Below are 25,072 nucleotides of genomic sequence, written 5' to 3'. Positions count from 1 at the left end.
CGACAGCACCAGGATCAGGCATAGGAGTGCATGCCTCCAAAGAAGAGATTTCCGAAGTAGGTGAAGACGATAGCGGCGAACCCGAGCACGAGCAGCCAGGCGGCGCGCCTGCCCCGCCAGCCGCCGACGACCCGGGCATGCAGATAGGCGCCATAGATCAGCCAGGTCACCAGCGCCGCGGTCTCCTTCGGGTCCCACGACCAATAGCGTCCCCAGGCAATGTTCGCCCAGACCGATCCGAGGATGATCATGATCGTCAGCATCGGGAAGGTGATGATCACCGCCTTGTAGCCGAGTTCGTCCAGCACATCGGGCTTGGGCCAGCCGCTCCACCTGACATGCGGAGACAGTAGGTACATCACGGCCGCGCCGAAGGCGATGACCCCAGCCCCGTAGGCGAGCGCCGCGGTGAAGACGTGCAGGGTCAGCAGCGGACTGTTCTGTAAAGCCGGCATCAACGGGTTCGCCTCGTACGACAGGGTGGACGCATAGATGAGCATCGCCAAGATCACCGGCAGCACCGCGACGGCCAGCGTGCGAACCCGGTAGCGATGCTCGAAATAGACCAGAGCCAAGATCATGCCCCAGCAGAAGGAGACCGCGAACTCGTAGTGATTGGAAAAGGGCGCATGCCCCGTCGCGAAGAACCGCGCCAGCAGCGATCCCGTGAGCAGGATCAGCGCGCCCTGGGTGAACTTGCTGCCGTACCAGGCGATCCCGCGCGCCGGCGCGCGATGGTTGCTCGTCTGCGCGGCGGCAGAGCCGTCGCCACTGGACGCCCGAGTCACCTCGGCCGCACCTGCAGCGGACGATCCACCCACCGCGACCGTCATCTTGGCGCTCGCCGGCTGCGGTTTGGCCACGCGCGCGGCCACCAGCGCGAACACATAGGCAACCAGCGCGATGATCACCAGCACCGTGGTGGCCAACAACAGCGCCTGGGAGATTTCAAGCATTGGGCTCATCCCCTTCTTCCATCAGATCGGACGACTGTTGTTCCATTGGGTCCGGTTCGGGCGACCCAGCCTCCGGCGACCCAGCTTCCATTGGGTTTGCTTCCGGCAACCCCTGCTCGATCACACCCAGTTCCGGCGACCCAGCTTCTGCCATCAGGTCCGCTCGCACCGCAGCGTCCTCCAACGCCCCCGGCTCCAGCCTCTCCCCCGCGCCCCCCGCGTCCGCCTCACCCAATGCGTCCGCCTCACCCAAAGCGCCCGCCAATCCGGCAGCGACCTCGGCGAACTGGCGGGTGAAGGTGGCATCCTGCCGGTCGGGTGAAGCCAGCTGCACCAGCGAACCGCCACCAGCTTCGGGCGTGACGCGAATCCAGATCCGGTGATGCCGGAAGAACATCGTCAGGCAGGTGCCGATGATCAGCAGCAGACAGCCCAGCCACACGATTCCGGTGCCCGGGTCGCGTTTGACCAGCAAGCCGGTGAACTGCTGCTCACGCTCGAAGGTGTAGGTCAGGCCATCGATCTGGACCGACCCCGACTGGTCGAGCACTGCCGCGCCCACCGGTGCGTCTAGGCTGGTCGGGTAGACCTCGATCCGCATCTGACCAGGTTCAATACCGGTTCCGGTGCGCCCGGATGCCGAACTGATCACGAAGAGCTCCTGGTCGCGTCCGGGCACCTCGAGCACGCCGTAGCTGAGCGATCCGTCCGGAGTCGTCCACTCCAACGGCACCCCATCATTGAAGAGCAGCCGGCCGGAGGCGTCCCGGATCTCCATGACCGCAGCGATGCCGAAATAGGCCTGATGGAACATCACGCCGTCGTACCTCAGCGGATCATTGACCCGAACATCCTGCCGAGCCACCTCGCGGCCGTCGATCGAAAGCACCAGATCGGTGACGTAATCCTTGGGGCTGCCATTGTCGTAGTAGGTGTCGGAGAACGAGATGGCCTCAGCGACCAGTCCGGTGCCGTGGCCCACCTCGGCGGGCCGGCCGACGGTCAACGTGAACTGGTCATCGCGGAATCCGGTCAGCGAGCTGACCACGAACCCCGCCATGATCACCACGAACGCGGTATGCGCGATCACCGTCCCGAACGGGGCCAGATGCCACTTGTCGGTGTAGAGATTGTGCCCCGGCCCGTGGTGATCCTCGATCACCCGCACGCGCCTGGCCTTCGCGTCCTCCTTGATCAGCGCCACGGCCTCCCGGCTCGGCAGCGGCGTGGTGAACCTGTCGTTGAGCCGGGCCCTGCGAAAGAACTCCGCGGTCACCTTGGTGTGCGGGTGGAAAGCAGTCTGCATCAGCACCGGAATTCGATGAGTGGTGCAGGCAGTGATGCTCAGCGCCAGCAACCCCATGATGGTCAGGAACAGCGGAGAGCTGAAAACGTTGAACAGGCCGACGGCGTCCATGATCGACGTCCAGCCGCCGTAGCTGGGCCGCACCGACTGCAGCCAGCCGTCCACCGAGGCCGGGTCGCCGCGAACGCCGGCAGGCATCTGGGGGAAAAGCACCCCGAACAGGCAGGCCAGCCCGGCGGCCAGGATGAGCGTCAGCCCGACCTTCTTGTTGTAGAAGAACGCGTAGATCGCCCGCAGCGCCTGGGTCGGCGCGAGACCGGCAGCACCGTCGAGCCCATCGACGGGTTCATCGACGCCCACTGGACGACTGCGGTTTCGCGTCTCGATACTCATGGCTGACTCCTTCAGATGCCGATTCCCGGAATGACGCCCGCCAGCCGGGCGAAGAGGTTGGTGATCATGAGGAAGCCGATCAGCATCAGCAGCCCACCGCTGACCAAGGAGACCGCCGCATGATGCCGGGTGAACCAGGCCAGCCGTCCGTTGGCGCGCACCGCGCCGAGCGCGACCAGAACCAGCGGCAGGCCGAGCCCCAGGCAATAGGCGAGCATCAGCGTGATACCGCGTCCGCTGGTGGACGAGACCGTAGCCAGGGCGAGAATGCCGCCCAGCACCGGGCCGATGCACGGCGTCCATCCGACCCCGAAGACCACGCCCATCAGACCCGACCGCAGCGCGCCGGCACCGCCGGCCTGCGTCGCAACCGGTCCCGCGGACGAGCCCATCCGCGGGCGCACCGACCGATTCAGCAGCCCGATGTCGACCAGTCCGGCCACGTGCAGGCCCATCACGATGAGCAACACGCCGCCGGCCACTCGCAGCAGCCCGACACCGGATCCCAGTGAGCGGCCGATCAGGCCGATGGACGCCCACAGCCCGATGAAGACCACACTGAATCCGGCGACGAAGCTGAGCGTGTTGCGCAATGCCACGCTCCTGGATACCGCCGATCCCGGAGTTGCCCCGATCAGCTGACCCACGAAGGCGGGCACGATCGGCAGGAAGCACGGAGAGGCGAACGACACCACCCCCGCCAACAGGGCCAGCGGAATCGTGATCTCCATGTCACGGTCCCGTGCTCGGGGTCGGTGAAGCGGCGCGGGCACGCTCCAGATGAGCCCTCGCGGTGGCCGCGAGTTCGGAATCCGGATCGAGTTCGATGACCCGACCCCAGGCCTGCTCGACTTTGTCGTAGTCGGGCGGGGTTTGCGCCATGTACAAGAAGCCGAGGTTGTACCAGGGCTCCGCCTGGGCAGGCGCGACCTGGGTGGCCCGCAGCCAGTGCTGTTCGGCCTGCTCGTCTTGGCTGAGATTGAACTCGGCCACCCCGATCGCCAGCAGGGCGTCCAGGTCATCGGGCGTGATCTGCAGAACCTGATCGAGTTGTTCGATCGCGTCCTGATAGAGGGCAGCATCGAGGTAGAGCTCAGCCAGTTGCTGGCGCGCGGCCGTGTTCGACGGATCGGCATCGATCTGTGCCTTGAGCTCGTCGACTCGTGCCTGGTCGATCTGAGCGAAGGTGCTCATCCCGCTCGGCATTCCGGACGCGGCCCCCTGCGATGAGGCCGACTCGCGGTTGGTGATTCCAGTCTGCTGGACGATGATCACGATCGCTGCCACCAGCAGCGCGACCAGCACGAGATTGATCTTGCCGCCGACCGCCGAGTTCTTGGCGCGCGGTTTACTGGGCCGAGCGCGGGCGGCGGGGCTGCCGGCAGGTTGCTCGGCATCTTGCCCGGACTCGCCGGTCGCGTTGTTGGGGATTTCGTCGAAGTCGTCCGCGAATTCCTCGACACCGACCGCGTCGCCGTCAGCCGGATCGGTCTCCGGGGCGATGTCGAGTGCGGCCAGCTGCTCGTCCGCCCATGCCTTGAGCCCGACGGGCGCAGAGGCGAGAAAACGCGCCAGTTCCCCAGCATCTGGCTGCGCCGGGGAACTGGCGGGTGTTTCAAGAGGCTTGGGCACTCCATTCTCCCTTGTTATTTGCGATATCAGCGGTTCGGAGTCGGGCTGGCGCTGGATACCGGGCCGGTGGCCGGACCGACATCGACGCCGCGGATGGCCAGCTGGCCCTTGCGGGAATAGTCGGTTGCCTGGTTCAGCATCGCGATCGCGTAGGCCGGAGCGTGGAATCCCCTCGAGTTCTCCGAGATCGTGTAATCGATCAGGAAGGATGCGCGGCGCTGGTAGTCGCGGGCGAGGTCGAGCTGCTCCTCGGTGGCGGTGCCATTCGTGGTCGCTGCGGCGAGGTCGTTGATGAACTCGTCGAATGCCGCGAACGAGATGTCCTGAGCCTCGTACCAGCGGTTCTGGATGGTGTCGACCCGCTCCTTCATCTCCGTTGCCGTGGAATGATGGCAAGTCAGGCAGCTGGCATTGATGGATGCCTCGTTGCGCATCGGGCTGGTGACGTGGTGGTCGCTGACCTTGGCTGCGCCTTCACGGGTGTAGGGCATGTGGCAGTCGGCGCAGGTCACGCCATTGGAGGCGTGGATGCCCTGGCTCCAGGTCTCGAAATCGGGATGCTGAGCCTTCAGCACCGGCGAGCCGGTGTCGGCGTGGGTGAAGTCGACCCAGCCGATCTCGTCGTAGAACTCGATCGCGTCCTGGACGGTCAGGCCCTTCGTCCATGGGAAGGTGAGGGTCTTGTCGTCGCCGGCGAAGTAGTACTCGACGTGGCATTGCGCGCAAACGTAGGCGCGCATCTGCTGGGTGGTGGCGTCGGTATTGACGTCGAAGTCCGCCACGCCTTGGCCGGCCATGTACTTCTTGATGCCGTCGATGAACGCTGGGCGGGTGATCCGCAGTTGCATCGTCTGCGGGTCGTGGCAGTCGATGCAGGCGATCGGGCCACCGGCATGCTGCACGGCGTCGGCGTAGGGCAGCTTGTTCATGGCCGCCCAGCCCGCCGTCCGGTCGCCGTCGCCGAGTTCGTCGACGATCTGCGGCAAGGATGCATGACAGTTCAGGCAAGCGCCGGGCTGATTGAACTCGAGCATCCGGCGGGTGTACTGCTGATCGATCAGCATGTACTCGTGGCCGCGCGGCTCGCGGTAGTCGACCGAGAACGGGTAGCCCTGCCACATGTTGACGAGCCGCGGGTAGGTCTCGAGCTTCGAATGGGTGACGAACAGCCGGGGGTCGGCCTCGGTGGGCTCGCGGGGGACCTTGTCGGCCTCGTCCATCTCGGCGGTACGCAGATAGGCCTCGTACTGCAGCGGGAAGTTCTGTCCCCAAACAGCCGGATCATAGGTGGTGTCGGTGATCTCGACGACCTGGGTGAACGGGTGCTTGGACTCCTGCTGGTGGGTGAAGATCGTTGTCAGCAGCCAGGTGAGCCCCGCGGCGGCGACGGTGCAGGCGATGAGCACCACGATCGGGACCCACTTCCTGCGGGGTCCTGTCCAGGTGTTCTCACTCGATGTGTCGTGAGCTGGGGTGCTGGGATCGGTCTTGTCTGTACTCATCGGTTCACCTCATGTGTCCCACGCCGTCGTGGCAACGGATGCATGACACGGTTTCACCCGTGTGATTCGAACTGTTGGTGATCTGATCGACGAAGGCGCCGTGACAATACACGCAGGCGGCCTCCGTGACGCGGCGATTGTGGTCGCGGATCTCGATATTCTCCGGGTAGTTCTGCAACGTGAATTTCAGCGAGTGCATGAACCCGTTCTCTGCCTTGTTGGCATACTTGGCGATCAGGTTGTCATGGGGAGCGTGGCAGTCGTTGCAGGTCGCTACGTGGGCGTGGCTGCCTTTCATCCAACCCTCGTACTGCTCATTCATCGCATGGCAGCTGGCACAGGTCGCCGGGTCGTTCCCGAAGTACTTGGTGAATCCGGCGTAGTACATGGTGAACAACCCGATCCCGAGGATCACGCCGATCAGGGCGGCCAGGCCAATGCCCGTCCAACCGGCGAACACCCGCGTGAAACCGTGCCAGAAGCGTTTCAGCAGCGTCACCGCGTACACCTCCCCACTGCGGTTTCGTCGTCGTCTTGGGTCCGGGGCTGTCGGGATGGGGCATCTGTGCGCCATCATGACCGTTCAAGGTCCTTCTAATACTGGCAGCACAGAATTTTCACAGCATCCGGTAAAAATCCGGAATTAGGTCAGGGTCGCCTATCTTTGGCCACCGGGGATCGGACTTGCCGCGAGATGTGATGATCGAAGGCATGAGTGTGCGCAAGTCAAGACGTGGTGAGGTCGAGCCGTTCTACGCGATGGAGTTGATGAAGTTCGCCAATATCAAGAGTGCCGAGGGCGCGGATGTCATTTCGCTGTGCCTGGGACAACCTTCGGACGGCGCGCCCGCCCCGGTGCTTGAGGCCGCTGCCCGGGCGCTGGCGTCCGGATCTGCCCTCGGATACACCGACGCGAGCGGACTGCTCGAGTTGCGCGAACAGATCGCCTCGCACTACCTCGCCTACTACGGTGTCGAGGTCGATCCGGAACGCGTGCAGGTGACGACCGGATCGTCCGCTGGGTTCACCGCGGTCATTCTGGCGGCCTTCGATGCGGGCGATGAGGTCGTAATGACCCGGCCCGGCTACCCGGCCTACCGCAACGTGCTCGCGGCGCATGGCTGCCATGTCATCGAGATCGACTGCGGTCCCGAGAGCGGATTCCAGCCGACCATCGAGATGCTGGAGGCGCTGCCCGTGGCGCCCGCCGGGCTGGTGGTGGCGTCGCCCTCGAACCCCACCGGGACGATCATCGCCCCCGAGCAGCTGGCAGCCATCGCCGCCTGGTGCGAGGACCACGGCACGCTGCTGATCTCGGACGAGATCTACCACGGCATATCTTTCGGTGCGCCGACCGCCTCGGTGCTGCAGAGTTCGCAGAACCATGTCGCGGTCGGCTCATTCAGCAAGTATTACTGCATGACCGGATGGCGGATCGGCTGGCTGATAGTGCCGGACGAGCTGGCCCGCCGGGTCGAACTGCTGCTCGGCAACCTCAATCTGTCGACTCCGACGCTGTCGCAGATCGCCGCGATCGAGGCATTCAGTGCGGAGGCCAAGCCTGAGTTGGACGCTCATGTCGCCAAGTACCGCCGCAATCGTGATCTGGTGCTGAGCCGGCTGCCCGACCTTGGAGTGACCGGCTTCGTGGTGCCCGACGGGGCGTTTTACGTCTACCCGGACGTCTCCCATCTGACCGACGACTCGCTCGCCTGGTGCCTCAAGGTGCTGGACGAGACCGCGGTCACCCTGACGCCGGGCATCGACTTCGCACCCGTGATTGCGGGCCGGACATCGACGACCGACGGCAGCAGATTCATCCGGATCAGTACTGCCGGGGCCTCTGAGGAGATCGAGGAAGCCTTCGATCGGCTGGTCGCCTGGGTCTGAGCCGGCGACCTCGCACATGTGGGTCGGGTTGTCCGCGGCGTCTGCGGACAACCCGACCCAAGTCAGGCGGTGCGGGCGATGAGCCGCGCAAAAAGGGGGCCTGCGGGGGCCTTTTTGCTGCATTCGGCAGGCGGTGCGGGCGACGAGCCGCGCGGAAGGGGTCTGCGGGGGCCTTTCTACTGCATCCGGCAGGCGTACGCCGCCGGCAGGAAGGTGCTACAGGTGCTTCAGCATCTCCTGGAGCACCAGCCCGTGGTTGTTCACCGGGTCTTTCGCTGCGATGAGCAGCGTCACCGTGGTTTTGCCGGACATCCGCTTGGCGAACTTGGCCGCCGCCCCCGAGGTCTCCAGCTCGACCCGGTAGCGGGCGGCGAACTCGTCGAACCGCTCCGGACGATGCCCGAACCAGGTGCGCAGTTCGGTGCTCGGGGCGACATCGGTGCACCATTCGTCCAGCTCCGCGCGCTCCTTCGAGACGCCGCGCGGCCACAACCGGTCGACCAGCACCCGGTAGCCGTCGTCGTCCTCGACGTCTTCATAGATGCGCTTCAGCAGGTAAACGGTCATCGCGAACCCCTTCGTGCTCGACCCTCAGTCAATCATCGGTCAGCTGGCCCAGCGTGCGCGCCCGGGGCACGGAAAGCTCCGGGGCCGGTCTAGTGTGCCGGTCAGGCACGGCTGGGCGTGTCCGCGCCGAGTAGGGAAAATATCCGTGCCTGTTCGGCAAGGCCGAGCGTGTGTGCCCGGGTACGGAAAACCGGCCCACTATTCGGAGGCGCGAACCTTCAACAGGCGCACCCCGACGCCATCGCCACCACGATCGACGTAGCTGGTCTCCACAGCCTCACCAAACAGGTCAGAAATCTGGGAGAGCAGGTGCTTGGGGTCATGCGGGGCGATCAGCTGGATCGCAGAGCCCACATCAAGGCTCGCCAGCGCCCCCAAAACCGCGCCATGACGGATGGCGTGCGGGATCGTCCGGGCGTCAAGCTCGTAGTCAGAGGCAGATGAGCAGCCGCAACTGCACTGATGCTGGCTGGTGGTCTCGGTCAGCGAGATCTGCTGGGTCATGATGCTCCTGTTCAATCGGCAGGCAAATTATTTACAGGTTCGTTGTGTATTTAATCTAGTAGTGTTGGTTCATGGTTGGCAAGCAGGAACTTGGTCCCTCACTGCCGGCCCCGAGTGGCCGGCACATCAGTCCCGTGCGCATGAAGGTGCTGGCACTGCTCAACGAAAGGGGCCGCGAGGGCATCGTTGTCGCGCAGGCCGCGGAGCGGCTCGGCGGCCACCCCAACCGAGCGCGAGCCCACCTCGACGGTCTGGTCGCCGACGGTTTGGCGTCCAGCGGGGCCGATCAGCCGATCGGACGCGGTCGTCCGGCCCTGCGCTACTGGATCAGCGCCTCCGGGCGCACCCTTCTGGAGGACGAGGCCGACGCCGACAATCAGAGCCTGACCAGGGCATTCACCGAGTACCTGGCGACCCAGGGAGACCAGGCGACCGTCCGCGCGGTCGGACAGCTGTGGGCGCGCTCGGTGCCGATAGCCAATGATGCGAAGGCGGGCGAGAACACCGCGGCGCGGCTGACCGCACTGATGTCGACAGCCAATTTCAATCCCGCCGTCGACCTCGACGGCCGGACGATCAGGCTGCGCACCTGCCCATTCGTCGACCAGGCACACGCGAACCAGAAGGGCATCTGCGGCGTCCATCAGTGGCTGGTCGATGGGGCTCTGGAGGCGTGGGAGTTCACCGGACAAGCACAATTGCATCCATTCAGCGACCCCGGTGCCTGCAGTCTGGAGGTCACCGAGCAGGCCCCGAACGGGACCGGCCATTCTGCTGCCGACTAGCGGTTACGGTGCTAGCGTTCAAGCCATAGCACCGCTGCTCGATGGAGAAAGCGGGAAGCTTGACCAGACGGCCTCGCTCAGGCCTCAAGCTTTTTCAAGGAGCAAAATATGAGCGAACAATCAACACCGCAGATGAAGATCATTCCCTTCACGGAACAGATCATTGCGGGGCGCTTCAGCGATAAGACGGTCATCGTGACCGGCGCGGCCTCCGGCATCGGACGAGCCACCACGCTGCGAATCGCATGAGAAGGCGGGCGGGTCATCGCCTCGGACATCTCCTCAGATCGCCTGGCGGTCTTGGTCGCCGATAATCCGCAGCTGGACCTGGTGCCCGTGGTCGGCGATATCTCCGTTCAGGAGGACGTCGACCAGATTGTCGAGATCATCGGCTCCGACAACGGCCTCTATGGTTTGGTCAACAACGCCGGCATCATGGACAATTTCCAGACCATCAGTGAGGTTACGGACGAAGTCTGGGAGCGCGTCTTCGCGGTGAACGTCTGGGGCACCATGCGGATGTCGCGGGCGGCGATTCCCTACATGCTGGAGAATCGGCAGGGCGCGATCGTCAACCTGACGTCGGCCGCCGGGCTCGGTGGTGGCGCCGCGGGCGTGGCGTATACGGCCTCGAAGCACGCGGTCATCGGGATGACGAAGAACACGGCGATCATGTACGGGCCGGACGGCATCCGCTGCAATGCGGTCGCGCCGGGCGGTGTGATCACCAATATCGGTGGGCAGATGTTGTCGCGGCGGGCTCAGGAACGCATAGGAGCCGCGATGTTCGTCACCAGTCCCGGCGTGGCCACACCAGAGGCGCTGGCCGCGACGATCACCTGGCTGCTGTCGCCCGATGCGGGCAACGTGAACGGCGCGGTGGTCAGCTCCGATGGCGGATGGAAGGCCTTCTGAGGTTTCGCCTCTGGGATTTCACGAGCCGAACCGACTTCGCTCGCCGTAAGGCAGTTCGCTTCTGTCAAACTTCCTTACGGCGAGCGTTTGGTCGGTGGTGGACGAACTCGGTTGTTGCGTGCGCCACCGTCCACATCGCAATCGTCCACGAATGGTTCGAACGACTTTCGTAACACGGCCGAGCCGCTTGCCTCTGGCTGAGCTAGCTGTGGGCCGCACGCCCGTGACCGCACAGCCTCGAATGGGCGCGCTCGCTAGAGTCGGCTTCATGTCGATCTTCTCCGCTCGCCCGGTGGCCGCCGGGGTCGCCCGCCTCATGCAACTGGGCGTCCGGCTCGGCTCGGCCCGGTCGTCCGAGCGTGCACGTATGCGCCTGCCGGAGTATTCGGGGCGGACGGAGAGCTTGCAGATCCCGACATCGTTCGGTCTCACGACCGCCACGGTGTATCGGCCCGAGACGAACGGCCCCCTACCCGCGGTGCATCTCAACCTGCACGGCGGCGGGTATGTGCTCGATCTGACTTCGATGGACGATCCCGCCTGCCGCCTGCTCGCGGCCACATCGGGATCGGTGGTGGTCAACGCCGAGTATGTGCTCGCTCCGCAGCATCGGTTCCCGGATCCGCCGGACCATGCCTACGAGATCGCGAGCTGGCTCGCCGCGCATGGCGCGGAGCACGGGTGGGACGGCAGCAGGCTCACCATCGGTGGCCAAAGCGCAGGTGGAGCGTTGGCAGCGGCGGTGGCGCGAATGGCGCTGGAACGTGGCGGCCCCGCCTTGTCGCTGCAGGTGCTGCACTATCCGGTGCTGGATCTCACCGTGCCGGCGCGGTCGAAGCGGTCGGTGATCCGCAGGCCGAAGCTGCGGCCGTGGATGGGCGAGGTCTTCGACTCCAGCTACGTTCCTGATCCCGCTCAGCGAGCCGACCGGCTGGTGTCGCCGGCCGCCGCGGGCGATATCGCGGATCTGGACGGGATCGCGCCCGCGGTCGTGATCGCCGCCGAGTTCGACATCCTCGCCGCCGAGGCCGGTAGGTACGCCGACCGGCTCGCGGGGGCGGGCGCCCTGGTGGAATTCCGGACGATCGCCGGAGCCGACCACGGCTACGACCTGGACGACGACGCTCGATGCCGGGAGGTCTACACGCTGATCGCGCGACACATCCGGCATGCGGCGGCTGGGCAGGCGGACGGTATCGCCGACTGACGGGCACGCGCGGATGGCTCCGCCATCCCTACTGACCAGTCGCCACCACATCCGGCAGGTTGCGTGCGGCCGGGAGCTGGGCATCGCCGCCGCGCCGCACCTGAGTAGCGGCGGACCGGCGAGACCGGGAGGTTCCGATGCGCCCATGCCGCGTCGAGGCGGCTCAACGGCAGCGTCTGCACCTCTTGATGTCCCCGGTCCAGCCCAATGAGTGACGCATCTCGGCCACTTCGCGGAACGTCCGGCAAGGCGTGCCGTGGCACTGTTCCCACCCGTAACGCAACGTCGGTCTCCCCTGCATGGTGTGGTAGTTGTCCCGATCCATATCACGGAACGCGCCGACTCCCTCGTGGCCGGTCCTTCCGTCGAGCTCGACGATCAGGCCTTCGTCGTAGTAGACGTCGCGGATGTAGCTGCCACTGCGCACCTGCCTGCGGCCCGGGGCCATGCCGTGGGCCCGCTCGACGTCGCGCAGGTAGACCAGTTCGAGCGGGCTGTGAATGCCCGTGCCGGCATCGGCCAGCAGCTCGGTCAGTTGCCTGCGCGCGGCGCACTGAGGCATCGCATCCAGTTCTTCGCGCATCCGTTGCACGCTGGCCTTGCGGCTTCCCGCGGCCAGGGTCACCCAGTGGGCGGATCGATCAGGATCAGCGGCACACAGGTCGATGATCGCTCTTTCGGTTCTCAACCGCGGGAGGTCGCCCATCGTGCGGAACGGCACTCGCGTGCGAGTGAACGACCACCAACTCGTGCTTACCCGATGCGGGCTCGTGTGCGGAAGGACGATAGGTATGGGCAGGTCGGCGTCGTCGATGATGTGGGCCAGCTTCAGCGCCGCCTGCCCTCCGATTGCGGCTTCGTCACCGGCGACGAAGTATCCGGCCCATGCCAGCGACAACCAGTCGGGCGCGAGGCAGTGCGTCAGGTAGACCCCGCGAGCGAGGCGGGTCCAGAATCCATCGTGGACGAGCCGGTGGACGGTCCTCTCGGACAGGCCACAGTGCCTGATCTGATCCCAGAGGAGTACACCGGCCTGGGCGCGCGCCAGCTCCATCAGCCGGTCGGGGATTGCCGGGTGGGTTGCCATGCGACGAGTCTCGCCGATGCAGCAGGATTCGCAATCCCCCTTGCTGTTTCTGTGGATAACTCGACGACGTTAAGAAGATTGCGGAGGACTTCGGAGGCTTCATTGGCGTTCTCGGGTGCGTTGCTCGGTCTGCCGTCGCTATGGCTGGCCCCTGATCCCGGCGTTCGAGGCTGTTTCAGCCCCGCCAGCTGGCTGGGCCCCAAACTTGGGTCGGGTTGTCCGCACACGTCGCGGATAACCAGACCCACGCTGGCCGTGGGAGCCGACTGGCGGGCGGGGCGTACATCAGCCCGTCAGTCGGAGTCACCATGGGCGCTGGTCAGGGAGCCGCTGGAGAGAATCGGGAGCTGTCGGCGGGCTTCGTCTACCGTAGTGAGGTCGATGTCGACGATCAGCATTCCGGCGTCGCCATCGAGTGCTCCGACGAGCTTGCCATAGGGATTGGCCACCCGACTGTGTCCGATGCCCAGAGCGATCGCCCCCTGGGGCGGTGTCCAGGCCTGATCGCAGGCGGCCAGGAATGCCTGGGAGTCCATCGCGCGGGCGCGGGTGAGCACATCCCACTGCTCGAACTTGCCCGGGCCGTCCGCCCACGAGGCAGGCACAACCACGAGCTGCGCGCCGCGGCGCCCCAGTTCGGTGAACTGATCAGGGAACCGTAGGTCGTAGCAGGTGGCGAATCCGATGCGCGTGCCGAGGACATCAATGGTCACCAGTGACTTCCCCGGGGCGACGGTGGCGGACTCCTGCGAGCCGTACGCATCGTAGAGATGCACCTTGTCATAGTGGGTTTCGATGCCCGGTCCGGTGATCAGCAAGGTGTTGTGCACGCGGGAATCTGGGGCCGGGGCGACGGCCTCGCCAAGCTCATCCTCCGGCGCGCCGAGGACACCAGTCCCCGAGGCCGGGGCGACCATCTCGGCAGAGCGATCCAGTGATACGTCGGCTGTCTCAGAACCTGACGCCGGGGTGAACATGCCCACAACCGCGATGACGCCGGCGGCCGCCGCGGCGGCCCGCACCCCCGAGGCGAACGGACCATCCAAGGGCTGAGCCACCTCCGCCAGCGTGGCGGCGAAGCAGGCCATCGCGGCCTCCGGGAAGACGACCAGTGCGGCCCCGGCCTCGCCAGCTGCAGCGATCTGTTCAGCAATGGCGGTCAAGTTCTCGGCCGGATCGAGACCCGCACTCAGCTGTGCCAGCGCGATCCGCAGGCGCTCGCCAGATTCCGCCGCCGAACTTCGAGCATCGTCGCCGCGCGGAGCAGATTCGCCACCACCACGCGGCGGGTTTGTCTCGACCACAGCGGAACTTCGAGCCTCGAGCAGTTCAGTCACCTCTTTATTGTCGGCCATCACGACATAGCGTGGCAGCATGGCGAGTCACGAATCGCGGCAAGAGACGCACAACCACGACATGGCCGGGATGCAGATGGCCGGCATGACGGGCGCGCACGACCACCAGCCCCACAGCGATCACAACCACGAGATGCACGGCCACGACATGGCCGATCACGACATGCATGACCACGACATGGCCGGCATGCCAGGGATGAGCGGCCATGACATGCACGGCGGCCATGCCCACCACGTCGCGCAGTTCCGCAGACTGTTCTGGATCATGCTGGCCCTGGCAATCCCCACGGTCGCCTTCGACGAGATGTTCGCGCATCTGCTCGGCTACCACCTGCCCGCCGCCGGCTGGGTCGCCTGGATCTCCCCCATCCTCGGCACCATCATCTACGTGTGGGGCGGCCGTCCGTTCCTGAGCGGCGCCGTCTCAGAAATCCGCTCCCGCAAGCCCGGCATGATGCTGCTGATCGGCCTGGCAATCAGCGTCGCATTCCTCGCCTCCTGGGGCGCCACCCTCACCCTGCTCGACGCCGAACTCAGCTTCTGGTGGGAGCTTGCCCTGCTGGTGGTCATCATGTTGCTCGGCCACTGGATCGAGATGCGCTCACTGGCCCAGACCTCCTCAGCTCTCGACTCGTTGGCAGCCCTGCTGCCCGATCAGGCCGAGAAGCTCGTGGACGACAAACCCGTCTCCGTCTCCCCTAGTGATCTCCAGGTGGACGACATCGTCATCGTCCGCCCAGGAGGATCGGTCCCGGCCGACGGCACTATCGTCGACGGCTCGGCCAGCATGGACGAGTCCATGATCACCGGCGAATCGCGCGCTGTCGCCCGCGGCGTCGGCGACCATGTCGTGGCCGGCACCATCGCCACCGATTCGGGCCTGCGCATCCGGGTCACCGCCACCGGCAACGACACCGCGCTGGCCGGCATCCAGAAGCTGGTCGCCGACGCGCAGTCGTCCTCGTCCAGGGCGCAGCGGATCGCCGACCGGGCCGCCGCACTGCTGTTCTGGTACGCACTCGGCGCCGCCGCGATCACCGCGACGGTCTGGCTGCTGCTGGACGCTCCCGATCAGGCGGTGATCCGCGCGATCACCGTGCTGGTCATCGCCTGCCCGCACGCCCTGGGCCTGGCGATTCCGCTGGTCGTCTCGATCGCCACCGAACGCGCCGCCCGCGGCGGCGTCCTGATCACCGACCGGCTGGCGCTGGAGTCGATGCGCAACATCGACGTCGTCGTCTTCGACAAGACGGGGACGCTGACCAAGGGCGAACCAGCCCTTACCGCCGTCGAGATCGCCGCAGGCCAGACCAAGGACGACGTCCTGACCCTGGCTGCCGCGGCCGAATCGGCCAGCGAGCATCCGCTCGCGAAGGCGATCGTCGCAGCCGCCCACGACCACCAGCCCGATCTGCCTGCGGCAAGCGACTTCTCGTCCTCGCCTGCGGTCGGGGTGAAGGCGACCGTTGACGGCCGCACCGTCGAGGTCGGCGGACCGCACCTGCTTGAGCAGCACGGCCTCGATCCGCTGACCGGCACCGCCGATTGGGACGCCGCGGGCTCCACCGTGGTGCACGTCGTCGTCGACGGCCAGGTGATCGGTGCGCTGCGGCTGGCCGACGAGATCCGGCCCGAATCGCGCGACGCCGTCGACGCGCTGCATGCCGCCGGTGTGCAGGTGGTGATGATCACCGGTGACGCCCAGTCGGTGGCCGAGACCGTCGCCGACGAACTGGGCATCGATCAGGTCTTCGCGGGCGTCCGCCCGGAGGAGAAGGCCTCCAAGATCTCGGGACTGCAGGCCGTCGGATACAGGGTCGCGATGGTCGGAGACGGCGTCAACGACGCACCCGCGCTGGCTCAGGCCGATGTCGGCATCGCGATCGGCGCCGGCACCGATGTCGCGATCGGCACGGCCGGGGTCGTGCTGGCCAGCTCGGATCCGCGGTCGGTGCTGTCGGTGATCGAGCTGTCGCGTGCCAGCTACCGCAAGATGCAGCAGAACCTGTGGTGGGCGGCCGGCTACAACCTCATCGCCGTGCCGCTGGCCGCCGGCGTGCTGGCGCCGATCGGATTCGTGCTGCCGATGAGCGTCGGAGCCATCCTGATGTCGGCATCCACCGTTGTGGTCGCCCTGAACGCGCAGCTGCTGCGCCGCATCGATCTGCGTCCGGCGAGCAGCACTGCGCGCTATCTGGGGACGAGCACCCGGGCGGCCACCAGCGCGCGCAACTGACCGGACGCCGCAAAACGCCAGCGCGCAGCACCCGCCACTCACGTACCCGAGATACCGGTCTGGTCGGCCACCTGGGCACCGGCATCATCCAACGCCAAGGCGGTGATGTTGGCGGGCATCGCCGCGCCCACCCGAACCAGCCCAATGAGCTACAATGACGCACATGAGCGAGGTTGGGATTCGTGCACTGAAGCAGAACGCCTCCGCTGTCGTCGCTGACGCGGCAGCCGGCCAGACCATCACCATCACCGACCGCGGACGACCGGTCGCCCTGATCACACCGATTCCGTCGTCCCCACTACAGGGCATGCTCGACAGCGGACAGGCTCGGCCACCTAGGTCGGACATCAGCGATCTGCCGGACCCGGCCCCGGGACCGGACCTGGCGTCCGAACTGGCCGGCATGCGCAATGCGGAGAGGTACTGACCGGTGGCTTACTACATCGACACCTCGGCTCTGGTGAAGCTTGTCGTCGCCAAGCCCGAGACTGCGGCTCTGCGCTCCTGGATCGCAGCTGAGCATCCGAGCCTGGTGTCCTCGGATCTGGCCCGCACCGAGTTGCTGCGAGTCGTCCGCCGGGTGCTGCCCGATCGGCTCGAGCAGGCCAGGGCGGTGCTCGACTCGATCACCCTGACGAAGGTGGTCACCCCGGTCTTCGAGTCTGCCGGGCTGGTCGATCCCACTATCCTGCGGACTCTGGACGCGGTGCACCTGGCGTCCGCGCTCGAACTCGGCGACGACCTCGACGGGATCGTCAGCTACGACGAGCGGATGGCCGGCGCCGCGCGCAGTCACGGCATCACGGTCGTCGCGCCGCGCTGAGACTTCAGCTGCGGCGGCGGGCCACCTGGTAGCGTCAAAGGCGATGACTAAAACTGTCTTTATCGACTTCGACGGAACCCTGGCCGATCATGGGCAGGTGCCCGCCGCCCACATCGAGGCCATCCAAGAGATCCGAGCTAACGGTCACCATGTGCTCTTGTGCACCGGACGCCCCAAGTCGCTGGTGCCGAAGCTTCTGCGGGATTCGCTTTTCGACGGCCTGGTCTGCGCGGCGGGCGGCTATGTCGAGATCAACGGTCACGTATTGATCGACACCCGGTTTCCGGCGGATGTCGCCTCCCGGACCGTCGCGCTGCTCACCGAGCACCACACCACCTTCATTCTGGAGGCTCCGGAAGCGGTCTACTGCCTGCCGGACGCCGCCGATCGCGTGCGCGAGGCATTCAGCGGAAAGGTCTGGTCGACAGATCCGGACGATGAGTCCTATGAGCTGATGTCGGCGGTGCACACCGCCGACGATCTCAGCGGCTGCTCATTCGGGAAGGCGGTCGTGGTGGAGTCCTCGGGTCCGACCGTCGGCGAGCTGGCCGAATTGATCGGACCGGCCGTCTCCGCGATCCAGATCTCGGTGCAGGGCATGAGCGGCGGCGCCGGAGAGATCTACCTGCGCGGCATCGACAAATCGGCCGGCATGGCTCGGGTCGCCGAGTACCTGGGGACCCCGCGATCTGAGATCGTCGCCATCGGCGACGGCTACAACGATGTCGAGATGGTCGCGTACGCGGGCATCGGTGTCGTCGTCGAGGGTGCGCCGAAGGCACTGCTCGACCACGCCCAGTTCATCATTCCCGGTCCGGCCGAGCACGGCTTGGTGGACGCATTCGACCGGCTCGGGCTGAGCTCCGCGCCAGTCGTTCACTGACCTGAGGCCTCAGGCCAACAGCACCGCAAGCTGCGCCGTGGTGATCCGGCGTCCGGTGTAGAAGGGCAGTTCCTCGCGGACGTGTCGGCGGGCCTCGGTGTAGCGCAGGTCGCGCATCATGTCGACCAGATCGGTGAGCTCATCGGCCTCGAAGGCGAGCAGCCATTCATAGTCGCCGAGCGCGAAGGCCGCGACGGTGTTGGCGTTGACCTGCGGATACTGGCGGCCCTTCTTGCCGTGCTCAAGCAGCATCTCGCGGCGCTGCTCGTCCGGCAGCAGGTACCACTCGTACGAGCGGACGAACGGGTAGACCGTGAGCCAGGTGCGCGGCTGCTTGCCGTACATGAACGCCGGGCCGTGGCTCTTGGCGAACTCAGCCTCCCGGTGGACGCCCACGGCGCTCCACGCCAGGGTCAGCGCACCAGCCGCAGGCAAGCGACGGAAGGCGACATGGGCCGCCTGCAGGGTGGCCATGTCCGGGCAGTGGGTCCACACGATGACGTCCGAGTCCGCCTTGAAACCGCTCGCGTCGTACAGCCCACGGACGGTGACACCTCTGCTCGTCCACTTCTCGACCCAGCGATCCAGCTGGGTCTGGGGATCGGCCGCGTCGGCTCCGGCGCCGCCATGACGGGTGTAGACGGCGTACTGCGTGTAGGCGATCGTCTGGTTCAGCTGCTCGGCGCTGATGCCGGCGGGATTGAGTTCGGTCATGGTGCCCTTCCGAATCGAGGTGGCACCCAGACTAGTGGCCGCCCATCCCCCGAGCGCCCGCCACAAAGCAGTTGCTTCCATTGGAACGGGAGCGTTCTGCTCTGCGGCGAGCGGACGGCGGGCGCACCCCGGGGCCACGGTGCTCAGGCGGACAGGAGCTCCTCCAACCTCGCGTAGGACATCTCCATGCCCTCGGCCATTCCGGTGCCGAGGATCATGTCCCTGACCTCGAGGCTGGGGTATTCGATGACCGTGGTGATCAGCGTCGCGCCGTCCTCTTCGAACAGGTTGAGGTCGTTGATCGTCTGCGGACCGGGCGTGCCGGCCATTCGCTCGGTGGTCACCGCGCGGGACGGCTCGTCCACGAACAGCAATTCGCCCTCGAAGCCGAAGGGCTGGCCCTCGACGTCGCCGACCGGCGCCCATGCGTAATGGAAAGTCTCGCCGACGGCAGTGGCGACCTCGCAGGTGGTCATCTCCCAGCCATCGGGTCCGAGCATCCACTTCCTGATGAGTTCGGGATCGTTGTGGGCGCGCCAGACGAGCTCGCGCGATCCGTCGATCAGCCTGGTGATGCGCACATGGGTGTCGCTCAGCAGTTCGGTGCGGGTGCCCTTGCCCTGGGCGTAGGCGCGCAGGCCTTCCAGCACCGCGTCGATCTGGCCCATGGCGAGGGTGAGACCTTCGACCACACCCATCGACAGCACCTGTTCGAGTGCCTCGAGTGAGGTGAACGACGACACCGTGGTGAGCCGGCTGCCCTGCTCGGTCGGTTCGAAGACGAACTCTGCCCGCATCGCGGGGAGATCCTCGACTGTATTGCCGTGCTCGTCCGCGAAGGAATCGAGCACCACGAAACGGTTCTTCGGGTCGATCTCCAAGAACTCCCAGCTGCCGTACGCCTTCTCGCCCTGCGGGCTGGTCATGTGGTACTGCGCATGATCACCCACCGTGTGGTCCCATTCGGTAAACGTCGCGGGCCAACTCGGCGGCCCCCAGAAACGCTCCAGCTGGCGCGGGTCGGAGTAGGCGGCCCACACCCGATCGACCGGATGGGCGAAGTCTGCGATGACACGGATGGTGAGATCTTCTGGACTGGTGATGACGTCGGTGACTGGCATGTCGGCTCCTTACGGAGTTGTCGGTTCGACCGATTCTGCGAGCAGCGCATCGAGCCGGTCAACGCGTGCTCTCCAGAGGTCTTCGTACTGTGCTAGGAGCACCCGGGCTTGGGCGATCCGTTGTGGGTCGGCCCGGACGAGGCGTTCGCGCCCGGCCGCCCGCTTGACGATGAGTTGAGCCTCTTCAAGCACGGAAATGTGCTTCTGCACCGCGGAGAACGACATGTCGTACTCACGCGCCAGCTCGGACACGGTGATCTCCTTGGTCATCGTGCGGCGCAGGATATCCCGCCTCGTCGACGCCGACAGCGCGTGGAAGAGGCGGTCCATCTCGGTTTCGCTCAACTCAACATGTACAACCATTTGGTTGTACTTTACGCCGGATGGGGTCAGATTCAAGGCCCGGTGGCTGGCTCGGCCGCAACCGAATTCAGGCGCTCTCATCGGTCCGATACGCGGCTATCATGCCCGGGGCGGTAGATTTGGGCAGTGACCCAAGACGAGAACACGACGCCCGACGCCGATACGACCCCTTCATTCGAGGAGCTCGGCATCACCGGGCCTGTGCTCGCAGCGATCCGAGACCTCGGCTATGAGACCCCCTCGCCCATTCAGGTGGCGACCATTCCCCCGCTGTTGGCCGGACGCGATGTCGTCGGCCAGGCGCAGACCGGCACCGGCAAGACGGCCGCCTTCGCGCTGCCGATCCTCGAACACCTCGACATGAACCAGAAGGCCCCGCAGGCACTGGTGCTCGCCCCCACCCGCGAACTCGCACTGCAGGTCTGCGAGGCCTTCGAATCGTACGCGGCCAAGATGCAGGGTGTGCGGGTGCTGCCCGTCTACGGCGGGCAGGGCTACGGCGTCCAGCTGTCAGCGCTGCGCCGCGGCGTCCACATCGTCGTCGGCACCCCCGGACGCATCATGGACCACCTCGAGAAGGGCACCCTCGACCTGTCGCAGTTGACGCACATGGTGCTCGACGAGGCCGACGAGATGCTGCAGATGGGCTTCGTCGACGACGTCGAGACGATTCTCGCGAAGACGCCGGACGACAAGCAGACCGCGCTGTTCTCAGCGACGATCCCGGCGCAGATCCGCAGGCTGGCTCAGAAGTATCTGCATGATCCGCAAGAGATCATGATCAAGTCGAAGACGTCGACCGCCACCAATATCAAGCAACGCTACTTGGTCGTCTCCTATGCGCAGAAGGTCGATGCTCTCACCCGCATCCTCGAGGTCGAGGCGTTCGACGGCGTCATCGTGTTCGTCCGGACGAAGAACGAGACCGAGACGCTGGCCGAGAAGCTGCGCGCTCGCGGCTATTCCGCGGCCGCGATCAACGGCGATATCCCGCAGGCCATGCGCGAGCGGACGATCGGTCAGCTCAAGGACGGCACCCTCGATATCCTGGTCGCCACCGATGTCGCGGCTCGTGGCCTGGATGTGGACCGGATCAGCCACGTGATCAACTTCGACATCCCCACCGACACCGAGTCGTATGTGCACCGCATCGGACGCACCGGCCGCGCCGGACGCAGTGGGGACGCGATCAGCTTCATCACCCCGCGCGAGCGCTACCTGCTCAAGCACATCGAGCGGGCCACCCGTCAGCAGCCCGAGCAGATGCAGCTGCCCACCACCGAGGACGTCAACAGCACCCGGCTGGCCCGTTTCGATGACGCCATCACCGCCGCGCTGGCGGAGACCTCGCGGATCGAGGCCTTCCGCGACATCATCGCCCACTACATGCGCCACAACGACGTGCCGGAGGCCGATGTGGCCGCGGCGCTGGCGGTGGTGGCTCAGGGCGAGACGCCGCTGCTGCTCGATCCTGCCAACGATCCGCTGGCCCGGCCGGCCGGCCGTGACCGCAAGCAGCGCGACGACCGCGACGACGACCGTTCCCGCGGACGTGGCTCCGACGACCGCTCGCGCGACCATCGTTCGCGCGGTGACTACGCCCCTTACCGCATCGAGGTCGGTCATCACCAGCGGGTCAGCCCCGGCCAGATCGTCGGTGCGCTGGCAAACGAGGGCGGACTGAACCGCGAGGACTTCGGCGCGATCACGATTCGTCCGGACTTCTCGATCGTCGAGCTGCCCGCCGATCTCGACCGCTCGGTGCTCGACCGGCTGCGCGATACCCAGATCGCCGGCAAGTACATCGAGATCAAGCCCGACCGCTTCGCACAGAACCACAACAAGGGCACCAACCGGGGTGGCCGGGGCCCGCGTCAGGCCGACCCGGCCCGGGGCAAGCGTCCCTACCGGAAGCCGCGCTACTAGGCACAATCGTCGGCTGCCGGTGAGACCAGCCCGGCAGCTGTGGCGCCTGGCCAGAGCGCGAGACGACCTGTTGATGACTAGGGTGGACGCAAGACTTCCGCGGGCATAGGCATCCGCCGCCGGACGAGGAGGACTGATGGCAGCCAAGAAGACCCAGACCATCCAGGTCGGCGAAGTGACGCTCGCCGTGTCCAACCTCGACAAGGTCATGTACCCGCAGACGGGCACCACCAAGGGCGAGGTCATCGACTACTACCTCAAGATCGCCTCGGTGCTGGTACCGCAGGCGGCCTGGCGGCCGGCCACCCGCAAGCGGTGGGTGGACGGGGTCGGCACCCCTGACAAGCCCGGACAGGTCTTCTTCCGCAAGGACATCGAGGACGGCGCCCCCGGCTGGGTGCCGACCGGCCAGATCGTCCACAAGGAACGGACGAACGTCTACCCGCTGGCCAACAACGCCGCGGTGCTGGCCTGGTTCGCGCAGCTGGCCGCCCTGGAGATCCATGTGCCGCAGTGGCGCTTCGGTGACGACGGCGCGCCGCGCAACCCCGACCGCCTGGTCATCGATCTGGACCCCGGCCCCGAGGCCGGTCTGCCGCAGTGCGTCGAGGTGGCCCAAGCGATCCGCGAGATCTTCCAGGGCATGAAGCTGGACGCCGTGCCGGTGACCTCCGGCTCGAAGGGCATCCATCTGTACGCGCCGCTGGATGGCCGGACGACCAGCGAGCAGGCCTCGGCGGTGGCCAAGCAACTTGCCCTGTCACTCGAAGAGACCATGCCGAACCTGGTCGTGGCGACCCAGCGGAAGACCCTGCGCGAGGGGCGGGTGCTCATCGACTGGTCGCAGAACAATGCCGCGAAGACGACGATCTGCCCCTACTCGCTGCGCGGTCGCATGCATCCGACGGTGGCCGCGCCCCGTACCTGGGACGAACTCGAGCGGCCCAACCTGGCCCAGCTCGACTACCGGGAGGTGCTGGAACGGGTCGCCTCCGGCATCGATCCGATCGCAGACCAGGGCTGGGTGTTCGACCAGGCTCCCGGCAGCACCGACAAGCTGACCCGCTACCGCGAGAAGCGCGACGCCGACGCCACTCCGGAGCCGGTGCCTGCCGAGCCTGGTGAGGGCGAGGGCGGGCGGGCGGACGATGCGAGCGGCCCGGCGGACCAGAAGGGCGGCCCGGTAGACAGCAGCAGCTCGACGGACCAGAAGAGCGCCGCGGCAGCGGCCAGCGGTGCTCCGACCTTCGTCATCCAAGAGCATCATGCGCACCGTCTGCACTGGGATTTCCGGCTGGAACGCGACGGCGTGCTGGTGTCGTGGGCGGTGCCGAAGGGGCCGCCGCTGGCCCCCGACGATCACCGGCTGGCCGTGCAGACCGAAGACCACCCCCTCGAATACGGCAGCTTCGAGGGGATCATCCCGAAGGGCCAGTACGGCGGCGGTTCGGTCACCATCTGGGACGCCGGCACCATCGAGGTGGAGAAGTGGCGCGACGACGAGATCATCGTCGTGCTGCACGGACGAAAGACCGGCGGCCTGGGCGGGATTCCGCGCCGCTACGTGCTGATCCGCACCCAGGGGCAGGGCGAGAAGTCCCATTGGCTGCTGATCTTCAAGAAGGACCAGCCCGGTTCGTCCCCGGATGCTGGCTCGTCCCCGGAGGCCGGTTCATCCCCAGAGGCCGGCTCATCCCCCGAGACCGGTACATCCCACCAGCCCGCACCGCCTGACCAGCCCGCACCGCCCGACCAACCTGACGCGTCCCCGCAGCCCCACCAGCCCGACTCGTCCAACCAGCCCAGCTCGTCCCACCAACCCGACGCGTCCCCGCAGCCTCCGCCTCCCGACCGGCTCCCGGCCCCCATGCTGGCCAGCCTCGGTTCACCGTCCGACCTGCACGACCCGCAACAGTGGGCGCTGGAGATGAAGTGGGACGGGGTACGCGCGATCTGCGCGGTCGCCGGCGGCCGCGTCCGGCTGGTCTCACGCAACGGCAACGACATCACCGACCTCTATCCCGAGCTGGGCGAACTCGCCGACGATCTCGGCGCCCAAGCCGCGATCCTGGACGGCGAGATCGTCGCGCTCGACCCTCGGGGACGACCCGATTTCTCGCTGCTGCAGCCCCGGATGAAGGCAGACCCGCGGGTCGCACCGCGGCTGGCCGATCAGGCCCCGGTCACCTTGATGCTCTTCGACATCTTGTCGCTCACCCTGGATGGGACCGAGCACCACCTGATGCGCACCCCATACCGCGCACGCCGCGAGCTGCTCGCCACCGCCATCAGCCCGACCGAACGCGTCCGGGTGCCGCCGGCATTCGACGGCAGCCTGGACGAGGCCATCGCGCATGCCCGCGCGGAGCGGCTGGAGGGTGTGCTGGCCAAACGCCTCGACTCCATCTACACCCCCGGACGCCGCTCCCAGCAATGGATCAAGATCAAACCGCGCACCGATCAGTCTGTCATCGTGATCGGCTGGCGGACCGGCCCCGACGGCAAGCTGCGTTCCCTGCTGGTGGCGGTGCCCGGCGCCGACGGCGAGCTGCACTATCTGGGGCGCGCGGGCTCGGGAATCGCCCCCGGCGACATCGACGACATCGCGCGGACGCTTGCCGGGATCGAACGCAAGACCCCACCGGTGGCGAGGATCCCGGACGCGGACCGGCGGGACGCACGCTGGGTCACCCCGACTCTGGTCGGCGAGGTGGCCTACTCCGAGCTGACCCCGCAGGGGCGGCTGCGCGCGCCCAGTTGGCGGGGTTGGCGTCCAGATCTGTCGGCCTCGGATGTTCGCTGGGAAGGTGCCGGTGCACTGCCCACGCCATGAACCCTCAGTGAATCGGCTACCGGCTGAAGACCCTGCATACTTAGCCTCAGCTTCTGTCGTGGCACCGGATCCGC

The 25,072-nt window shown here is 66.4% G+C and carries 23 protein-coding genes and 1 pseudogene; 11 read left to right on the top strand and 13 right to left on the bottom strand.

What is annotated here, in order from left to right; all coding sequences use genetic code 11:
• Positions 1-14 precede the first annotated feature (14 nt).
• From ccsA to nrfH, 6 genes are read right to left on the bottom strand one after another with little or no spacing between them, the layout of a single operon-like run.
• Positions 15-956, bottom strand: a complete 942-nt coding sequence (gene ccsA / locus QUE25_RS09310; protein WP_286264317.1) for a cytochrome c biogenesis protein CcsA — start codon at positions 954-956, stop codon at positions 15-17.
• Positions 949-2,655: a cytochrome c biogenesis ResB family protein gene (locus tag QUE25_RS09305; RefSeq protein ID WP_286264315.1), complete on the bottom strand. Its 1,707-nt coding sequence runs from the start codon at positions 2,653-2,655 to the stop codon at positions 949-951. The genes ccsA and QUE25_RS09305 overlap by 8 nt, the downstream gene beginning before the upstream one ends.
• An 11-nt stretch (positions 2,656-2,666) precedes the next feature.
• Positions 2,667-3,386 (bottom strand): cytochrome c biogenesis CcdA family protein, encoded by a 720-nt coding sequence (locus QUE25_RS09300; protein WP_286264313.1) that lies wholly within the window; start codon positions 3,384-3,386, stop codon positions 2,667-2,669.
• Between the two features lies 1 nt (position 3,387).
• The gene (locus tag QUE25_RS09295; RefSeq protein WP_286264311.1) at positions 3,388-4,287 is read right to left on the bottom strand and encodes a tetratricopeptide repeat protein; all 900 of its coding nucleotides are present in this window, start codon (positions 4,285-4,287) and stop codon (positions 3,388-3,390) included.
• Positions 4,288-4,313: 26 nt separating this feature from the next.
• Positions 4,314-5,789, bottom strand: coding sequence for an ammonia-forming cytochrome c nitrite reductase subunit c552 (locus QUE25_RS09290; protein ID WP_286264309.1), 1,476 nt, complete (start codon positions 5,787-5,789; stop codon positions 4,314-4,316).
• Between the two features lie 4 nt (positions 5,790-5,793).
• Positions 5,794-6,288: a cytochrome c nitrite reductase small subunit gene (gene nrfH, locus QUE25_RS09285; protein WP_286264306.1), complete on the bottom strand. Its 495-nt coding sequence runs from the start codon at positions 6,286-6,288 to the stop codon at positions 5,794-5,796.
• A 212-nt stretch (positions 6,289-6,500) separates the two neighbouring features.
• On the opposite strand from nrfH, the gene QUE25_RS09280 reads away from it, so the two are divergent.
• On the top strand, positions 6,501-7,679 hold the full coding sequence (locus QUE25_RS09280; protein ID WP_286264304.1) for a pyridoxal phosphate-dependent aminotransferase: 1,179 nt from the start codon (positions 6,501-6,503) through the stop codon (positions 7,677-7,679).
• A 216-nt stretch (positions 7,680-7,895) separates the two neighbouring features.
• Here the strand turns inward: QUE25_RS09280 and QUE25_RS09275 are convergent, their stop codons facing one another.
• Positions 7,896-8,246 (bottom strand): DUF488 domain-containing protein, encoded by a 351-nt coding sequence (locus QUE25_RS09275; protein ID WP_286264302.1) that lies wholly within the window; start codon positions 8,244-8,246, stop codon positions 7,896-7,898.
• A 198-nt stretch (positions 8,247-8,444) separates the two neighbouring features.
• Positions 8,445-8,750, bottom strand: a complete 306-nt coding sequence (locus QUE25_RS09270; protein WP_286264299.1) for a DUF2249 domain-containing protein — start codon at positions 8,748-8,750, stop codon at positions 8,445-8,447.
• 71 nt (positions 8,751-8,821) lie between these two features.
• On the opposite strand from QUE25_RS09270, the gene QUE25_RS09265 reads away from it, so the two are divergent.
• The 4 genes and pseudogenes from QUE25_RS09265 to QUE25_RS09250 all read left to right on the top strand — a co-directional run bounded on the left by QUE25_RS09265 (position 8,822) and on the right by QUE25_RS09250 (position 11,657).
• The gene (locus tag QUE25_RS09265) at positions 8,822-9,535 is read left to right on the top strand and encodes a helix-turn-helix transcriptional regulator (protein WP_286264296.1); all 714 of its coding nucleotides are present in this window, start codon (positions 8,822-8,824) and stop codon (positions 9,533-9,535) included.
• Positions 9,536-9,643: 108 nt separating this feature from the next.
• A complete protein-coding gene (locus QUE25_RS09260; RefSeq protein ID WP_286264294.1) occupies positions 9,644-9,784 on the top strand; it encodes a hypothetical protein in 141 nt (46 codons plus the stop codon).
• Positions 9,785-9,796: 12 nt separating this feature from the next.
• Positions 9,797-10,450, top strand: a pseudogene (locus QUE25_RS09255) (SDR family oxidoreductase); the annotation flags it as partial.
• Positions 10,451-10,718: 268 nt separating this feature from the next.
• Positions 10,719-11,657: an alpha/beta hydrolase fold domain-containing protein gene (locus tag QUE25_RS09250; protein ID WP_286264292.1), complete on the top strand. Its 939-nt coding sequence runs from the start codon at positions 10,719-10,721 to the stop codon at positions 11,655-11,657.
• 163 nt (positions 11,658-11,820) lie between these two features.
• Here QUE25_RS09250 and QUE25_RS09245 read toward each other — a convergent pair whose 3' ends face one another.
• Positions 11,821-12,744, bottom strand: coding sequence for a type IV toxin-antitoxin system AbiEi family antitoxin domain-containing protein (locus QUE25_RS09245; RefSeq protein WP_286264290.1), 924 nt, complete (start codon positions 12,742-12,744; stop codon positions 11,821-11,823).
• 293 nt (positions 12,745-13,037) lie between these two features.
• Positions 13,038-14,081, bottom strand: a complete 1,044-nt coding sequence (locus QUE25_RS09240; protein WP_286264288.1) for a nitrilase-related carbon-nitrogen hydrolase — start codon at positions 14,079-14,081, stop codon at positions 13,038-13,040.
• A gap of 37 nt (positions 14,082-14,118) precedes the next feature.
• Here QUE25_RS09240 and QUE25_RS09235 point away from each other — a divergent pair, with 37 nt between their 5' ends.
• The 4 genes from QUE25_RS09235 to QUE25_RS09220 all read left to right on the top strand — a co-directional run bounded on the left by QUE25_RS09235 (position 14,119) and on the right by QUE25_RS09220 (position 18,041).
• The gene (locus QUE25_RS09235; RefSeq protein ID WP_286264286.1) at positions 14,119-16,335 is read left to right on the top strand and encodes a heavy metal translocating P-type ATPase; all 2,217 of its coding nucleotides are present in this window, start codon (positions 14,119-14,121) and stop codon (positions 16,333-16,335) included.
• A gap of 163 nt (positions 16,336-16,498) precedes the next feature.
• Positions 16,499-16,762, top strand: coding sequence for a type II toxin-antitoxin system Phd/YefM family antitoxin (locus tag QUE25_RS09230; RefSeq protein WP_286264285.1), 264 nt, complete (start codon positions 16,499-16,501; stop codon positions 16,760-16,762).
• Positions 16,763-16,765: 3 nt separating this feature from the next.
• Entirely contained in the window at positions 16,766-17,158 is a 393-nt protein-coding gene (locus QUE25_RS09225; RefSeq protein WP_286264284.1) for a type II toxin-antitoxin system VapC family toxin, read from the top strand.
• Between the two features lie 43 nt (positions 17,159-17,201).
• A complete protein-coding gene (locus tag QUE25_RS09220; protein WP_286264282.1) occupies positions 17,202-18,041 on the top strand; it encodes an HAD-IIB family hydrolase in 840 nt (279 codons plus the stop codon).
• A gap of 9 nt (positions 18,042-18,050) precedes the next feature.
• Here the strand turns inward: QUE25_RS09220 and hemQ are convergent, their stop codons facing one another.
• From hemQ to QUE25_RS09205, 3 genes are all read right to left on the bottom strand, one after another.
• Positions 18,051-18,836 (bottom strand): hydrogen peroxide-dependent heme synthase, encoded by a 786-nt coding sequence (gene hemQ, locus QUE25_RS09215; protein WP_286264280.1) that lies wholly within the window; start codon positions 18,834-18,836, stop codon positions 18,051-18,053.
• A gap of 62 nt (positions 18,837-18,898) precedes the next feature.
• Complete coding sequence (locus QUE25_RS09210; RefSeq protein ID WP_286264278.1) at positions 18,899-19,876, bottom strand: SRPBCC family protein; 978 nt, start codon at positions 19,874-19,876, stop codon at positions 18,899-18,901.
• Between the two features lie 9 nt (positions 19,877-19,885).
• Complete coding sequence (locus QUE25_RS09205; protein WP_286264277.1) at positions 19,886-20,221, bottom strand: ArsR/SmtB family transcription factor; 336 nt, start codon at positions 20,219-20,221, stop codon at positions 19,886-19,888.
• 144 nt (positions 20,222-20,365) lie between these two features.
• Between QUE25_RS09205 and QUE25_RS09200 the strand changes: the two genes are divergently transcribed.
• Both QUE25_RS09200 and QUE25_RS09195 read left to right on the top strand, forming a co-directional pair.
• Positions 20,366-22,165, top strand: a complete 1,800-nt coding sequence (locus QUE25_RS09200; RefSeq protein ID WP_286264275.1) for a DEAD/DEAH box helicase — start codon at positions 20,366-20,368, stop codon at positions 22,163-22,165.
• Positions 22,166-22,301: 136 nt separating this feature from the next.
• Positions 22,302-24,998 carry an ATP-dependent DNA ligase gene (locus QUE25_RS09195; RefSeq protein WP_286264273.1) on the top strand — a complete coding sequence of 899 codons (2,697 nt, stop codon included), beginning with the start codon at positions 22,302-22,304 and terminating at the stop codon, positions 24,996-24,998.
• The last annotated feature ends 74 nt before the right edge of the window (positions 24,999-25,072 follow it).

Origin of the sequence: Brooklawnia propionicigenes (assembly GCF_030297015.1) — a bacterium.
GTDB lineage: Bacteria > Actinomycetota > Actinomycetes > Propionibacteriales > Propionibacteriaceae > Brooklawnia > Brooklawnia propionicigenes.
Note: the sequence above shows the minus strand (reverse complement) of the source record. Positions and strands in the feature narration are given on the sequence as shown.